This is a genomic window from Pseudomonas sp. P2S-1 (assembly GCF_057197725.1).
Genome location: NZ_CM170068.1, coordinates 2,608,677 through 2,622,408, shown reverse-complemented (window position 1 = coordinate 2,622,408; position 13,732 = coordinate 2,608,677). Strand labels below are relative to the sequence as shown.

Genomic DNA, 13,732 nt, shown 5'->3' with positions numbered 1-13,732 from the left:
ACTTTGTTATTGCCCCATCCACCCCCTACACTGCCAACCCCTCACAGGAGTCCCGCCCATGCTGATCGTTGCCGACGAAAACATCCCCCTGCTCGATGCCTTCTTTGCCGGCTTCGGCGAGATTCGCCGCTATCCGGGCCGGGCCATCGATGCGGACTGCGTGCGCGACGCCGATGTGCTGCTGGTGCGGTCGGTGACCAAGGTCGATCGCGCCCTGCTCGAAGGCAGCCAGGTGCGCTTCGTCGGCACCTGCACAATCGGCACCGATCACCTTGACCTGGGCTACTTCGCCGAAGCCGGCATCCACTGGTCCAGCGCCCCTGGCTGCAATGCCCGCGGTGTTGTCGATTATGTGCTGGGCAGCCTGCTGACCCTGGCAGAACTGGATGGCGCTGATCTCTCGCAGCGCACCTATGGCGTGGTCGGCGCCGGCCAGGTCGGTGGCCGCCTGGTCCAGGTGCTGCGCGGGCTGGGCTGGAAGGTGCTGGTCTGCGATCCGCCCCGGCAGGCGGCGGAGGGCGGCGACTATGTCGGGCTGGAGCAGATCCTCGCCGAGTGCGATGTGATCAGCCTGCATACCCCGCTGACCCGCACGGGTGAGCAACCGACCTGGCACCTGCTCGACGGCGAGCGCCTGGCCCGCCTGCGCCCCGGCGCCTGGCTGATCAATGCGGCTCGCGGCCCGGTGATCGACAACTCCGCCCTGCGCGAACTGCTGCTGGCACGCGAGGATGTGCTGGCGGTGCTGGACGTGTGGGAAGAGGAGCCGCTGGTGGATGTGGAACTGGCCGACCTGTGCGTGATTGCCACCCCGCATATCGCCGGCTACAGCCTCGACGGCAAGCAGCGTGGTACGGCGCAGATCTACCAGGCGTATTGTGCCTGGCGTGGGGAAACGGAGCAGGTGCAGCTTGCCGATCTGCTGCCCAAGCCCTGGCTGGCGCGGGTCGAACTGCAGGCCGAGACCGATCCGGCCTGGGCCCTGGCGACTCTGTGCCGTGCGGTGTACGACCCGCGCCGCGATGATGCGGATTTGCGCCGCAGCCTGGGGGATGACCCGGTGGCGCAGAAGGTAGCGTTCGATCTGTTGCGCAAGGGGTATCCGGTAAGGCGGGAGATCGAGGGGTTGAAGGTCAAGGCTGAGGGTGAAGAGGTGAGGCGGATTGCGGCGGCGCTGGGCTGTGTGATCGAGGGCTGATAGTTCTATTGGCTTTCAGGGCCTCATCGCTGGCAAGCCAGCTCCCACAGTGTCCGCGGTGATCACAAATCTGTGGTCAACACAAAACCCTGTGGGAGCTGGCTTGCCAGCGATGAGGCCCTCAGGAACAACACAAATAAAAAACCCGGCACCAGGGCCGGGTCTTGAATAGGTCAGGGTCTCAGCCCTTCTTCGCCGGGTTGGCCCGGCTGTTTTCCAGCTCGCGGCACGCCTGCTGGATCATGTGCTCGGTGATCGGGATCTCGCGCCCTTGCGCGTCGATGATCGAGCCGCACGCCGGCACAGGTTGGGCCGGGCGCTGTTGCGGGGTGCTGCTATGCTGCAAGCTCATTTCCTGTCTCCTCTTCAGGTGGCTAGCCTAGATTAATCGCGCGTGATGACCAGGCTGTGACAACTCCCTACGCTGTCTCATCATGCGAACTACCAGTCCAACAGAAAGTTCACTCAAGAACCAGAGGGACTTTAGACCGATACGGTCTAACGTCCTTATCGACTCGTTGAAATCAGCCACGGCAGCCGTCCATGTTCAATCCGCTTTCCTCCCGGCAACGCCAGGCCCTGCGCCTGGCCTGGCGTTTCGTGCGCCCCTATCGCAAGCAATCCCTGCTGGCCTTGCTGGCCCTGGTGGTCACCGCCGGCATCACCCTGTCCATGGGACAAGGCATCCGCCTGCTGGTGGACCAGGGCTTCGTCACCCGTTCACCTGACCTGCTCGGCCAGTCCATCGCGCTGTTCATGGCCCTGGTGCTGGCCCTGGCCGTCGGCACCTTCAGCCGCTTCTACCTGGTCTCGTGGATCGGCGAGCGGGTGGTGGCCGATATCCGCCAGCAGGTGTTCGACCACCTGATCAGCCTGCATCCGGGCTTTTTCGAGAACAATCGCAGCTCCGAGATCCAGTCGCGGCTGACTGCCGATACTACGCTGCTGCAATCGGTGATCGGCTCGTCGCTGTCGCTGTTCCTGCGCAATGTGCTGATGGTGCTGGGCGGGATCATCCTGCTGTTCGTCACCAACCCCAAGCTGACCAGCATCGTGGTCCTGGCCCTGCCGCTGGTGCTGGCGCCGATCCTGATCTTCGGTCGGCGGGTGCGCAGCCTGTCGCGGCAGAGCCAGGACCGCATTGCCGATGTCGGCAGCTATGTCGCCGAGACCCTCGGCCAGATCAAGACGGTGCAGGCCTACAACCACCAGCCCCGCGACCGCCAGCGCTTCGGCGAGACGGTCGAGGCGGCTTTTGCCACGGCGCGCAAGCGCATCGTCCAGCGCGCCTGGCTGATCACCCTGGTGATCGTCCTGGTGCTGGGCGCGGTAGGGGTGATGCTCTGGGTCGGTGGCATGGACGTGATTGCCGGGCGCATCTCCGGCGGTGACCTGGCGGCCTTCGTGTTCTACAGCCTGATCGTCGGCAGCGCCTTTGGCACCGTCAGCGAGGTGATCGGCGAGTTGCAGCGCGCGGCCGGGGCGGCCGAGCGGATTGCCGAATTGCTCGCGGCGCGCAGCGAGATCGTGGCACCGGCCGGAGGAGGGGTGCAGTTGCCCGAGCGGGTCCGCGGCGAGCTACAACTGCAGGGCGTGCGCTTCGCCTATCCCTCGCGACCCAACCGCCCGGCCATCGATGGCCTGGACCTGCAGGTGGAACCGGGGCAGACCCTGGCCCTGGTCGGGCCGTCGGGAGCGGGCAAGTCGACCCTGTTCGACCTGCTCCTGCGGTTCTATGACCCGCAGGAGGGCCGGATTCTCCTCGATGGCCAGCCGCTGACCGATCTCGATCCCCAGGACCTGCGCCGCCATTTCGCCCTGGTGGCGCAGAACCCGGCGCTGTTCTTCGGCACGGTCGAGGACAACATCCGCTACGGCCGCGCCGATGCCAGCTTCGCCGAGGTCGAGGCGGCCGCCCGCAGCGCCCACGCCCATGAGTTCATCCTGCAACTGCCCGAGGGTTACCAGACCCATCTGGGTGATGCCGGCCTCGGCCTGTCCGGCGGCCAGCGCCAGCGCCTGGCAATCGCCCGGGCCCTGCTGGTGGATGCACCGATCCTGCTGCTGGACGAAGCCACCAGCGCTCTCGATGCACAGAGCGAGCACCTGATCCAGCAGGCACTGCCGACCTTGATGGCGGGCCGCACCACCCTGGTCATCGCCCACCGCCTGGCCACCGTCCAGCACGCCGACCGCATCGCGGTGATCGATGACGGACGAATGGTAGCAATTGGCAATCATCGGCAACTGATCGCTGAAAACCCGCTCTACGCCCGGCTGGCCGCGCTGCAGTTCGGCCCGGAGTAGAGCGGCAGGCGGCTTTTTTACAGTTATGTGACAGGCAAGGGCGAAATTGTCACATTTCTGTAGCAATGCCCTGAGAGTATCCACCTCAGCTGTTGCGTAAATGCTCGATGCAGTTGGCTGCCTTCGCTTGATGGCAGCTTTTTTTTGCCTGCGAATCGACGACATGGATGTCTTTGGTTGGCTCCTTTTTAAGCCGCCGTTTCTTATCCCTTGTTCCGAGATCCTGCCGATGCCCTTGCGTACTTCCCTGCGACTGCAAATCCTCGCCCTGCTCGCCGGCAGCCTGCTGGCGATGCTGCTGATTGCCCTGGTCTGTTTCCGCCTGCTGTCGGCCAGCGTCGATGGCTACAGCCAACTGGTCGATGGCCCGCTGCGGGCGTCGCAACAGATCGATGAAGCCAACCTGCAATTCAAGATCCAGGTCCAGGAGTGGAAGAACGTGCTCCTGCGTGGCAAGAAACCCGATGACCTGAGCAAGTACTGGCAGCAGTTCCAGGCCCAGGAACGCATGGTCCAGGACATCCTCGGGCGTCTGGTCCAGGAAAACGCCGGGGATGCGGCGCTGCATGCGCGCCTTGTCGAACTCAAGGACAGCCATCGCCAATTGGGTGAAGCCTATGGCCGTGGGCGTGAAGCCTTCCTCGCCGCTGGCGCTGACCCGGCGGCCGGGGATCTGGCGGTCAAGGGCGTGGACCGTGCCGCCAGCGAGCAGATGAGCGCGCTGGTCACCCAACTGCGCGGCGCCTCGGCGGACCAGGCCAAGGCGATCAGCGCTGAAGCACAGCGGACCGTCTGGCTCGGCCTGCTGATCATGCTCGGTTCGGCCCTGGCCATCGGCGTGTTCAGCCTGTGGCGAGTGGATCGCGGTCTGATCGAGCCGATCCGTCGCCTGATCGAGTACGTCGCCCACCTCAGCCAGGGCCGCTTCGACGCCCGTGTCGCCAGCGACCGCCAGGATGAACTGGGTCGCCTCGCCGTTGCCGCCAACACCCTGCGCGACTTCCTCTCCGAGACCGTCGGCCGCTTGCAGGACAACGCCGGTGAACTGGAAAACGCCAGCGGCGACCTGCGCAAGCTGGCCGGCGGCATGGCCCGCGGTACCGACGACCAGTTCCAGCGCACCGACCAGGTGGCCACGGCGATGCACGAGATGTCCGCCACCGCCCAGGAAGTCGCCCGGCATGCCGCCGAGGCGGCCAAGGCCGCGGACGATGCCGACCACAGCGCCCAGGCTGGCGAGCAGGTGATGCAGGCAACCATCGACACCATCGCCCGGGTCAACCAGGAAATCACCGGCACCGCTGAAGTTATCCGCCATCTGGAGCAGGACAGCGGGCGTATCGGCAAGGTCCTGGAGGTGATCCGCGGGATCGCCGAGCAGACCAACCTGCTGGCCCTCAACGCCGCCATCGAGGCCGCGCGGGCAGGGGAGGCGGGACGTGGTTTCGCTGTGGTCGCCGACGAGGTGCGCAACCTGGCCCAGCGCACCGCTTCGTCCATCGCCGAGATCAACCAGATCATCAGCGCCGTGCAGTCCGGAGCGGTGGAAGCGGTGAAAGCCATCGAAACCGGCCAGGCACGCAGTGAAGAGGGTGCCGAGCAGGTCCAGCGTGCTGGCGAGATGCTGCAGCGCATCACCCTGGCGGTGGAGGCGATCCGCGACATGAACCGGCAGATCGCCACGGCGGCCGAGGAGCAAACCAGCGTCGCCGAGGACATCTCGCGCAACCTGGTGGAGATCACCCGCATCGCCACCGACAACCAGGACGCGGTGCAGCGCACCGAGCGGGCCGGGCATCGCCTGCACGAACTGTCGGGCCAGTTGGGCGAGGTGACGGCGCGCCTCAGCGCCTGATTCTTCCGCCAAAAGCCGGGGGAAATCCGCCACCTTGCGGCCAAACGGTCGTTGCGAGTGGCGGAATCCCGCCAGAAAAACCCGCGAATATGGGGTGCGACCATGCGCCTCGCCTATTAGCCGTTGGTCGCTGGAAAGTTGGCCCGCTTCGTGCTTTGTGAGGCGCCGGCAGGGGCCAAGTCCCCGCTTTACAAGACCATGGGCTGCCACGGCAGCCACGGCATCAGACCGCACCCCGCTTCTCCGATACCCCAGCCACCAGCCAGGTGAGCAGAACGATAAAACGAGGGCGTGCACCCGGGCGCGGCGGTCCAGCCAATACCTTCACTTCAATTGGATGAATTATGAAAAAAGTCCTTTTGGCGCTCCTGTGCCTGAGCGTCATTGGTTGCTCCAAGCCCAGTGAACCGGAAAAGACCGTCGACGTACTGCTGATTGGCGGGGGCATCATGAGTGCCAGCCTCGGTACTTACCTGCACGAGCTGCAACCTGACTGGTCGATCAATATCTACGAGCGAATGGACCAGGTCGCCGAAGAAAGTTCCAACGCCTGGAACAACGCCGGTACCGGTCACTCCGCCTTCTGCGAGCTGAACTACACCAGCGAAGCCGCCGACGGCAGCATGGATATCAGCAAGGCCGTGGGCATCAACGAGCAGTTCGAGATTTCCAAGCAGTTCTGGTCCTACCAGGTCGAGCAGAAAGTCCTGAACAACCCGAGCTCGTTCATCAACAATGTGCCGCACATGAGCTTCGTCTGGGGCGACAAGAACGTCGAGTTCCTGCGCAAGCGCCACGCCGCCCTGCAGCACAGCTCGCTGTTCCGTGGCATGGAATACTCCGAAGACCACGCGCAGATCGCCCAGTGGGTACCGATCGTCATGGAAGGCCGCGCCGCCGACCAGAAGATCGCCGCCACCCGCATGAACATCGGTACCGACGTCAACTTCGGCGAAATCACCCGCCAGCTGGTGGGCTCGCTGACCAAGAGCGACAAGGTCAGCCTGAACCTGCGCCACGAAGTGCGTGACATCAAGCGCAACGCCGACAACACCTGGACCGTCGTGGTCGCCGACCTCGGCAACAACGGCGTGGAAACCAGCGTCAAGGCCAGGTTCGTGTTCATCGGTGCCGGTGGTGGTGCCCTGAAACTGCTGCAGAAGTCCGGCATTCCGGAAGCCGAAGGCTATGCCGGCTTCCCGGTGGGCGGCCAGTTCCTGATGACCGACAACCAGGACATCGTTTCCCGCCACAAGGCCAAGCTGTATGGCAAGGCCTCGGTTGGTGCGCCACCGATGTCGGTTCCGCACCTCGACACCCGCATCATCGACGGCAAGGAAGTGCTGCTGTTCGGTCCGTTCGCGACCTTCTCCACCAAGTTCCTGAAAAACGGTTCGCTGCTGGACATGTTCGCTGCGCTGAACACCCACAACATCATGCCGATGACCCACGCCGGCATCGACAACATCGACCTCAGCACCTACCTGATGGGCCAGCTGATGTTGAGCTTCGACGACCGCATGGCCGCGCTGCGCGAGTACTTCCCGAACGCGAAGAACGAAGACTGGAAACTGCTGCAGGCTGGCCAGCGCGTACAGATCATCAAGAAAGATGCTGTACATGGCGGCATCCTGCAGTTCGGTACCGAAGTCGTGGCTTCGCAGGACGGCACTATCGCCGCGCTGTTGGGCGCTTCGCCAGGTGCTTCGACTGCTGCGCCGATCATGCTGAGCGTGCTGGAGAAGACCTTCAAGGACCGTATCCAGAGCCCAGAGTGGCAGGCCAAGCTGAAGGAAATCGTGCCGACCTACGGCCAGAAGCTGAACAACAACCTCGAGCTGACCAACAAGACCCGTGAGTGGACCAGCTCGCGCCTGGGCCTGTTGTTCGTTCCGGTGTTGCCGGAAGAGCAGCCGGTGGCTGTTCAGTAAGGCTGTTCAAGGGGCAGGGATCTTCCTTGCCCCTTCTGGCCTCATCGCTGGCAAGCCAGCTCCCACAGGGATCGCGCAGGTCTTGAGATTTGTGCTGACCCTGTGGGAAATAAAGGGGGCAAGCACGACAAAGCCCGCGCTAGGCGGGCTTTGGCGGAGAGCGATCTGGTCGGAGAGACAGGATTCGAACCTGCGGCCTTCTCGTCCCGAACGAGACGCGCTACCTGGCTGCGCTACACTCCGATGACGAAAATTCTACTCAGAAATTTCGCTTCGACAAGCCCCCAATTCGTATGGATTCGGGGGCTTTTTTTCGTGGGTCCTACAGTTCTTTCACGGTGCGGATCTGGTCCTTGTTGACCCGGGTGCGCTTGCCGTCGAGTTGCTCGATTTCGTAGAAACCGGAGTCATCATCGTATTTCGGCGTATCGACGGCCTGGATCTCACGGCCATCGTTCAGGGTAATCACGGTTGGCGTGGAGCAACCGGCCAGTGCGCCAAGGCCAAGGGCGAGCAGGAATGCGGGAAGGGTCCGTTGAATCATGGTCAATCTCCAATAAATGAGGCCGTATCGTTCGTTAAGACGCAAACAGTTACAGCAAGTTCAGTGCGAAGTTGAGCCTAGTGCGGAATCGGCTTATTGACCGGCAGCAATGCCATGCCCGGTTGCTCGCGCGGGGCAGCGTTGCCCTGTGATATAACTCCGGCCATTCCCTTCGTTCTACGGACCCCATGCCATGAAAGCCAAGGCAGACGCGCCCTTCGTGCCGCTCAATATCGCCGTGCTGACCGTCAGCGACACCCGCACTTTCGAAACCGACACCTCCGGCCAGGTCTTCGTCGACCGCCTCACCGAGGCCGGGCACAACCTCGCCGAGCGCGTGCTGCTCAAGGACGACCTGTACAAGATCCGCGCCCAGGTCGCGACCTGGATCGCCGAGGAAACCGTGCAGGTGGTGCTGATCACCGGCGGCACCGGCTTCACCGGGCGCGACAGTACGCCGGAAGCCGTGGCCTGCCTGCTGGACAAGCAAGTGGACGGTTTCGGCGAGCTGTTCCGGCAGATTTCCCTGGCCGATATCGGCACCTCCACCGTGCAGTCCCGTGCCTTGGCCGGGCTGGCCAACGGCACCCTGGTCTGCTGCCTGCCGGGCTCGACCAATGCCGTGCGCACCGGTTGGGACGGCATCCTCGCCGAGCAACTGGACAACCGTCATCGCCCCTGCAACTTCGTCCCGCACCTGAAGCAGGCCGCGCCCTGCGAAAGCCGTGGCTGAGGCGCCGGCGGCCAAGCCGCTGATCCCGGTCGAGGCGGCCCTGGAGCGTCTGCTGGCGCTGGCCGAGGCGGCGCCGATCAGGGACGTGGAAGAGGTAACCCTGGCCGCAGCCGAGGGCCGTGTGCTGGCGGCGGATCTGCATGCCACGCTTGACCTGCCGCCCTGGCCGAACAGCGCCATGGATGGTTACGCCCTGCGCGTTGCCGACTGGACGGGCGAGCCCCTGCCGGTCAGCCAGCGCATCTTCGCCGGGCAGGCGCCGGAGCCGCTGCAACCCGGGACCTGTGCGCGGATCTTTACCGGCGCGCCGGTACCGGCAGGTGCTGATTGCGTCGAGATGCAGGAAAACGCCGAAGTCCTCTCGGACCAGCGCGTGCGCTTTACCGAGGCGCTGCGCGCGGGCCAGAACATTCGTCCGCAAGGCCAGGAAACCCGCGCCGGCGAGTTGGTCCTGGCGGCCGGCACCCGGCTGGGTCCGATCGAACTGGGCCTGGCGGCGACCCTGGGTTATGCACAGGTCAGCGTGGTGCGCCGGGTAAAGGTCGCGGTGTTGTCCACAGGTGATGAGCTGGTCGAGCCAGGCTTGCCGCTGGGGCCGGGGCAGATCTACAACAGCAACCGACGCCTGCTGTGCAGCTGGCTGCAGCGTCTGGGCTGCGAAGTGGTGGATGCCGGCATTCTCCCGGATAACCTGGAACTGACCCGGCAGCGCCTGCGCGAGCTGGGGGCGGTGGATCTGATCCTCTCGACCGGCGGGGTGTCGGTGGGCGAGGCGGACTATCTCGGTATCGCCTTGCGCGAAGCCGGCGAGCTGGACTTGTGGAAACTGGCGATCAAGCCGGGCAAGCCGCTGACCGTCGGGGCCTATAACGGCGTGCCGGTGATCGGGCTGCCGGGCAATCCGGCGTCGACGCTGGTCACCTTTGGCTTGCTGACCCGGCCGTACCTGCTGCGCCGCCAGGGTGTGCAGGAGGTGAAGCCCCTGCAGTTCGCCGTGCCGGCCGGGTTCGACTGGCCGAAGGCGGGCAATCGCCGCGAGTACCTGCGGGCGCGGATCGAGCAGGGCAGGGCGCTGATCTATCGCAACCAGAGTTCCGGCGTGCTGCGTAGCGCGGCCTGGGCCGAGGGGTTGGTGGAAGTGTTGGAAGGCAGTACGCCGATGCAGGGGGATGTGGTGCAGTTCATTCCTCTGAGTGAATTGCTCGGCTGAGGATCTTCAGGGCTTTTGAGGGCCTCATCGCTGGCAAGCCAGCCCACAGGTTACGCGGTGCCTGTGGGAGCTGGCTTGCCAGCGATGGGGCCCTCAAGAACAACCCAAAGCACCAGGAATATCCCCCACCCCAACCGGCCTGCTCATCAACCGCTGATGCACCCCCTCCAACTGCATCGCCGCCACACTCCAGTCATGCCGTTCCCGCACAAACGCCCGCCCGGCCTCCGACAACTGGCGCATCCTGTGCGGCTGATTCAACAACCGGGTCAAGGTCAACGCCAGATCCCCCGCATCATCCCCATCCAGATAATGTTCCCCGCGCTTCACCTGCAAACCCGACACCCCCTCCCGCGTCGTCACCACCGGCAACCCCGCCGCCATCGCCTCCAGCAGCTTGACCTTGCACCCGCCTCCCTGGCGCAACGGTGCGAAGAACACCGCCGACAAGCGTTGCAGTTCGCGCAGGTCCGGCAGGTACCCGACCCATTCGACCCGCGGATCATTCCAGTGCAAACGCCATTGCGCCGGCAGTGCGTGCCCGACAATGGCCAGGCGGACCGCCGGATTGCTTTGCCAGACCTGCGGCATGATCTCTTCCAGCGCCCATTCGATGGCCTGGCGGTTGGCGCAGTGCTCGAAATTGCCGACGAACAGCAGGCGCTGGCTGTGGGGCGCGAAATCGATGTGCTGGTAATGCGCGCAATCGACGCCATTGACCACCACTTCGGTCAGTTTCCCGGTCATCCGGCTGATCTGCTCGGCATCCCAGGGGCTGACCGCCACCACTTCGCTTGCCTGTTTCAAGACCCGGGTTTCCCAGCGCCGGTAGCGCCAGCCATCGAAGCTGTTGAACGGCCGCAGCCACAGCGGCAGACGGTCCTGGCAGGCGGCGCCCTTGCACCATTCCACCTGGTGCTCGCTGACGATGAAGGGCAGGCCGCTGGCCTGCAGGGCGCGTTCGAAAGGCTGGAAGCCGTAGCTGTGCTCGATCTGGATCACGTCCCAGTGTTCTTGCAGGAGCTTTTCGAACTCATGGCGCAAGTGGGGCGCCAGGCCGTTGATGCAGGCGCGCATCGGATAGCCGGCGGAGATCGCCGCCAGCAGGTTCAGCGGGCTGTGCAGGGCGCGTCGCGGCAGCACGATCAGACGCTCCAGCAGCGGTGCCAGGGCTTCTCGCGCGGCGTCGCCGAGGGGGACCTTGGATTGGCTCAGCAGGGTGATGCGATGACCTCGCTCTGCCATGCCGCGCAACAGGTGGAACTGACGGGATTTGCTGCCGCTGGTGAGGGGCCAGGGCAGGTAGGGCAAGGTCCAGAGTACGCGCATGACACGTCCTCGCTACAGGGTTGTCGTCAATTAAATGGCTTTTTTGATTTAGGTGTCACTATTGGCCAATTATTTGTCGAAGCATGGTCGCGCCTGCAGGATTTTTCCACGCCGTTCGTAAGACGGCACAACTTTTCCCTGTCGCCGATGGTCGAGATAGGCAATCGATAATCCGCCGGGGAGGGCGATCCAATGAGCGAACGCAAGGCACTGCTGATCCTGCATGGCAAGCAGGCACTGAACGAGGAGGTGCGCGCGGCGGTACAGGCCATGCGCGAGCGCGGCTGGCAACTGGATGTGCGCCTGACCTGGGAGGGCGGTGATGCCCAGCGCCTGGTCAAGGAAGCCCTGGACGCCGGTTATCCACAACTGATTGCCGGCGGTGGCGATGGCACTCTGCGGGATGTCACGCACGCCATGGTCAAGGCCGAGAGCAAGGCCAGCCTGGTCCTGCTGCCCCTGGGCACGGCCAATGACTTCGCCCGCGCCGCAGGTATCCCGCTGGAACCGGCCGCCGCGCTGGAACTGCTGGAAAGCGCAGCGCGACCTGTCGACCTGGGCGAAGTGGATGGCGAGGTGTTTCTCAATATGGGCACCGGCGGCTTCGGCAGCCAGGTGACCGCGCAGACCTCTGAAGACCTGAAGAAGGTGCTCGGCGCTGCGGCCTATCTGTTTACCGGTCTGACCCGCTTTACCGAACTGGGCGCGGCCTCGGTGAGCCTGGAGGGTCCGGATTTCCACTGGGAGGGCGAGCTGCTGGCGCTGGGCATCGGCAACGGGCGCCAGGCCGGTGGCGGGCATGTGCTATGCCCGGAGGCGGTGGTGGACGACGGCTTGCTGGATATCAGCATCCTGCCGGCGCCACAGGAAGTGGTCGGTACCCTGCGTGATCTGCTGGCGGGCGGCCTGGGGCTGGACAGCATGTTCGTCCGTGCGCGCTTGCCGTGGGTGGACGTGAAGTGCTCGCAGGGGCTGGACATCAACCTCGACGGCGAACCCCTGCAGGGCGACAACCTGCGTTTCCGCGTGTTGCCCGGGGCGCTGCGCCTGCATCTGCCGGCACAGTCGCCGCTGCTCAGTCGTCGAGGCTGATGATCTGCTCGCGCACGGCAAACAGCACCAGGCCCGCCACGTCGTAGATCTGCAGGCGTTTCATGATCTGCGAGCGGTGGGTTTCCACGGTCTTCACGCTCAGGCCGAGGCCGTTGGCAATTTCCCGGGTGGATTTGCCGCGCACGATCAGGCGCAGGATTTCCAGCTGGCGCGCAGTGAGGTTGTGGTTTTCCACCGGCTCGGGCTTCTGCCCGCGCAGCAGCGCCTGGTTGATCACCGTGTGGGCGATGGCCGGGCTCAGGTAGCGCTCGTCGTTGCTCAGGGCGGCCAGGGCCTGCTCCAGCTCGGTGGCCGTGGTGTCCTTGAGCAGATAGCCGTGGGCACCGCTTTCCAGGGCCTGCATGATCAGGTGCGGGTCGGTGTGCATGGACAGGATCAGCACCTTGCAGCGCGTGCCTTCGGCCTGCAACTGGCTGAGGGCATCCAGCCCGCCCATGGCGCGCATCGACAGGTCGAGGAGGACGATATCCGGATCGAGCTGGCGCACCAGGTCCACCAGTTGGCTGCCGTCGCAGGCTTCGCCCACCACGGTATAGCCGGGGATGTCGGAAACCAGGGCGCGTACGCCGGCGCGGATCAGGGAGTGGTCGTCCACCAGCAGCAATTTACAGGTCATGAAGTCTTACTTGAGTGGGCGCGCTCGCGCGTGCGGGGAGGCCAGGGGAAGAGCGCATCGATCCGCGTGCCCTTGCCTGGGTCGCTGTGCACCGTGAGGCTGCCGTTGAGCAGGTGTGCGCGTTCGGCCATGCCGGCCATGCCGCACTGGCCTTCCCCGCCAGGATCGGAAGAGGGCAGGAAACCCTGGCCATCGTCGCTGATCGACAGCGCCAGGCCCTCGGGCTGGCGCTGGAAGCTGACGATCAGGTTGTGCGCACGGGCATGGCGCAACACGTTGGTCACCGCTTCCTGGGTGATGCGGAACGCGGCCATGGCCATGTCTTCCGGGATGCCCTCCAGGCGACTCTTGCATTCCAGGCTCCAGCGCAGCTCGGTGTTTTCCAGAGTGCGCAGCAGGTGCGCACGCAGGCTGGCTTCCAGGCCGAGGCTGTTGAGCTGGCGCGGGGCGAGGCTGGTGGCGAGGTTGCGCACGTTGGACAGGGTGTCGTCGAGGGTGCTGCGCAGCGTGCTGCAGTGTTCCTGCAGGGTTTCCGGGATGCGCCGGTGCAGCCAGTCGGCCTGGAGCTTGGCGGCGGTCAGCAACTGGCCGATGTCGTCGTGCAGTTCGCGGCTGAGGCGCTGACGCTCGCCTTCCTGGACCTTGAGCAGGCGGTCGGCCAGCTCCTGCGGCGACATCAGCAAGGTGTTCTTGCGCTGCTGGCCTGTCCACAGCACGCCCAGCAGGCTGACGATCTGCAGCAGCACCAGGAACAGCGGTACTGGCGTAGCGTTCAGGTAGCAGAGCAGCCCGGCCAGCAGCGATGCCAGGCACGACAGTGCGACGGCCCGATGCAGCAGGGCCGCGCCACGCGGGCAGCAGGTCAAGGTCTTGAGGCTTGAATACACGGGAAATGA

12 protein-coding genes, 1 tRNA gene and 1 pseudogene are annotated in these 13,732 nt (G+C 64.7%); 8 read left to right on the top strand and 6 right to left on the bottom strand.

The genetic code is table 11. From position 1 onward, the window contains the following. Positions 1-58: 58 nt before the first annotated feature. On the top strand, positions 59-1,198 hold the full coding sequence (gene pdxB, locus AC2CQI_RS11585; RefSeq protein ID WP_484580233.1) for a 4-phosphoerythronate dehydrogenase PdxB: 1,140 nt from the start codon (positions 59-61) through the stop codon (positions 1,196-1,198). Positions 1,199-1,379: 181 nt separating this feature from the next. Here the strand turns inward: pdxB and AC2CQI_RS11580 are convergent, their stop codons facing one another. Further along, positions 1,380-1,550: a PA1571 family protein gene (locus AC2CQI_RS11580; RefSeq protein WP_178391987.1), complete on the bottom strand. Its 171-nt coding sequence runs from the start codon at positions 1,548-1,550 to the stop codon at positions 1,380-1,382. Between the two features lie 191 nt (positions 1,551-1,741). Between AC2CQI_RS11580 and AC2CQI_RS11575 the strand changes: the two genes are divergently transcribed. From AC2CQI_RS11575 to AC2CQI_RS11560, 4 genes and pseudogenes are all read left to right on the top strand, one after another. Further along, positions 1,742-3,505 carry an ABC transporter transmembrane domain-containing protein gene (locus AC2CQI_RS11575; protein ID WP_484580232.1) on the top strand — a complete coding sequence of 588 codons (1,764 nt, stop codon included), beginning with the start codon at positions 1,742-1,744 and terminating at the stop codon, positions 3,503-3,505. A 100-nt stretch (positions 3,506-3,605) separates the two neighbouring features. Further along, a pseudogene (locus tag AC2CQI_RS11570) lies at positions 3,606-4,433 on the top strand (hypothetical protein); the annotation flags it as partial. A gap of 159 nt (positions 4,434-4,592) precedes the next feature. After that, a complete protein-coding gene (locus AC2CQI_RS11565) occupies positions 4,593-5,360 on the top strand; it encodes a methyl-accepting chemotaxis protein (protein WP_484580607.1) in 768 nt (255 codons plus the stop codon). 344 nt (positions 5,361-5,704) lie between these two features. Continuing rightward, the gene (locus tag AC2CQI_RS11560) at positions 5,705-7,291 is read left to right on the top strand and encodes a malate:quinone oxidoreductase (RefSeq protein WP_484580231.1); all 1,587 of its coding nucleotides are present in this window, start codon (positions 5,705-5,707) and stop codon (positions 7,289-7,291) included. Positions 7,292-7,457: 166 nt separating this feature from the next. Here AC2CQI_RS11560 and AC2CQI_RS11555 read toward each other — a convergent pair. Beyond that, positions 7,458-7,534, bottom strand: a tRNA-Pro gene (locus tag AC2CQI_RS11555). A gap of 79 nt (positions 7,535-7,613) precedes the next feature. Beyond that, the gene (locus tag AC2CQI_RS11550; protein WP_484580230.1) at positions 7,614-7,835 is read right to left on the bottom strand and encodes a YgdI/YgdR family lipoprotein; all 222 of its coding nucleotides are present in this window, start codon (positions 7,833-7,835) and stop codon (positions 7,614-7,616) included. Positions 7,836-8,028: 193 nt separating this feature from the next. On the opposite strand from AC2CQI_RS11550, the gene moaB reads away from it, so the two are divergent. Then, on the top strand, positions 8,029-8,568 hold the full coding sequence (moaB, locus tag AC2CQI_RS11545) for a molybdenum cofactor biosynthesis protein B (RefSeq protein WP_484580229.1): 540 nt from the start codon (positions 8,029-8,031) through the stop codon (positions 8,566-8,568). Then, a complete protein-coding gene (locus AC2CQI_RS11540; RefSeq protein ID WP_484580228.1) occupies positions 8,561-9,778 on the top strand; it encodes a molybdopterin molybdotransferase MoeA in 1,218 nt (405 codons plus the stop codon). The genes moaB and AC2CQI_RS11540 overlap by 8 nt, the downstream gene beginning before the upstream one ends. Before the next feature lie 93 nt (positions 9,779-9,871). Here the strand turns inward: AC2CQI_RS11540 and AC2CQI_RS11535 are convergent, their stop codons facing one another. Beyond that, positions 9,872-11,107 carry a glycosyltransferase family 4 protein gene (locus tag AC2CQI_RS11535; RefSeq protein ID WP_484580227.1) on the bottom strand — a complete coding sequence of 412 codons (1,236 nt, stop codon included), beginning with the start codon at positions 11,105-11,107 and terminating at the stop codon, positions 9,872-9,874. Positions 11,108-11,299: 192 nt separating this feature from the next. Between AC2CQI_RS11535 and yegS the strand changes: the two genes are divergently transcribed. Beyond that, the gene (gene yegS, locus AC2CQI_RS11530) at positions 11,300-12,199 is read left to right on the top strand and encodes a lipid kinase YegS (RefSeq protein WP_075803054.1); all 900 of its coding nucleotides are present in this window, start codon (positions 11,300-11,302) and stop codon (positions 12,197-12,199) included. Here yegS and AC2CQI_RS11525 read toward each other — a convergent pair. Then, positions 12,183-12,836 (bottom strand): response regulator, encoded by a 654-nt coding sequence (locus AC2CQI_RS11525; protein WP_075803055.1) that lies wholly within the window; start codon positions 12,834-12,836, stop codon positions 12,183-12,185. The genes yegS and AC2CQI_RS11525 overlap by 17 nt on opposite strands. Then, the gene (locus AC2CQI_RS11520) at positions 12,833-13,723 is read right to left on the bottom strand and encodes a sensor histidine kinase (RefSeq protein ID WP_484580606.1); all 891 of its coding nucleotides are present in this window, start codon (positions 13,721-13,723) and stop codon (positions 12,833-12,835) included. Before AC2CQI_RS11520 ends, AC2CQI_RS11525 begins: the two co-directional genes overlap by 4 nt. Positions 13,724-13,732 lie beyond the last annotated feature (9 nt).

Bases quoted from the DNA above. Each gene is read 5' to 3' on its own strand.
- AC2CQI_RS11580 (WP_178391987.1), bottom strand. From the start codon at position 1,550: ATGAGCTTGCAGCATAGCAGCACCCCGCAACAGCGCCCGGCCCAACCT.
- AC2CQI_RS11525 (WP_075803055.1), bottom strand. From the start codon at position 12,836: ATGACCTGTAAATTGCTGCTGGTGGACGACCACTCCCTGATCCGCGCC.
- AC2CQI_RS11560 (WP_484580231.1), top strand. From the start codon at position 5,705: ATGAAAAAAGTCCTTTTGGCGCTCCTGTGCCTGAGCGTCATTGGTTGC.
- AC2CQI_RS11535 (WP_484580227.1), bottom strand. From the start codon at position 11,107: ATGCGCGTACTCTGGACCTTGCCCTACCTGCCCTGGCCCCTCACCAGC.
- AC2CQI_RS11565 (WP_484580607.1), top strand. From the start codon at position 4,593: ATGGCCCGCGGTACCGACGACCAGTTCCAGCGCACCGACCAGGTGGCC.
- AC2CQI_RS11575 (WP_484580232.1), top strand. From the start codon at position 1,742: ATGTTCAATCCGCTTTCCTCCCGGCAACGCCAGGCCCTGCGCCTGGCC.
- pdxB (WP_484580233.1), top strand. From the start codon at position 59: ATGCTGATCGTTGCCGACGAAAACATCCCCCTGCTCGATGCCTTCTTT.
- moaB (WP_484580229.1), top strand. From the start codon at position 8,029: ATGAAAGCCAAGGCAGACGCGCCCTTCGTGCCGCTCAATATCGCCGTG.
- AC2CQI_RS11550 (WP_484580230.1), bottom strand. From the start codon at position 7,835: ATGATTCAACGGACCCTTCCCGCATTCCTGCTCGCCCTTGGCCTTGGC.
- yegS (WP_075803054.1), top strand. From the start codon at position 11,300: ATGAGCGAACGCAAGGCACTGCTGATCCTGCATGGCAAGCAGGCACTG.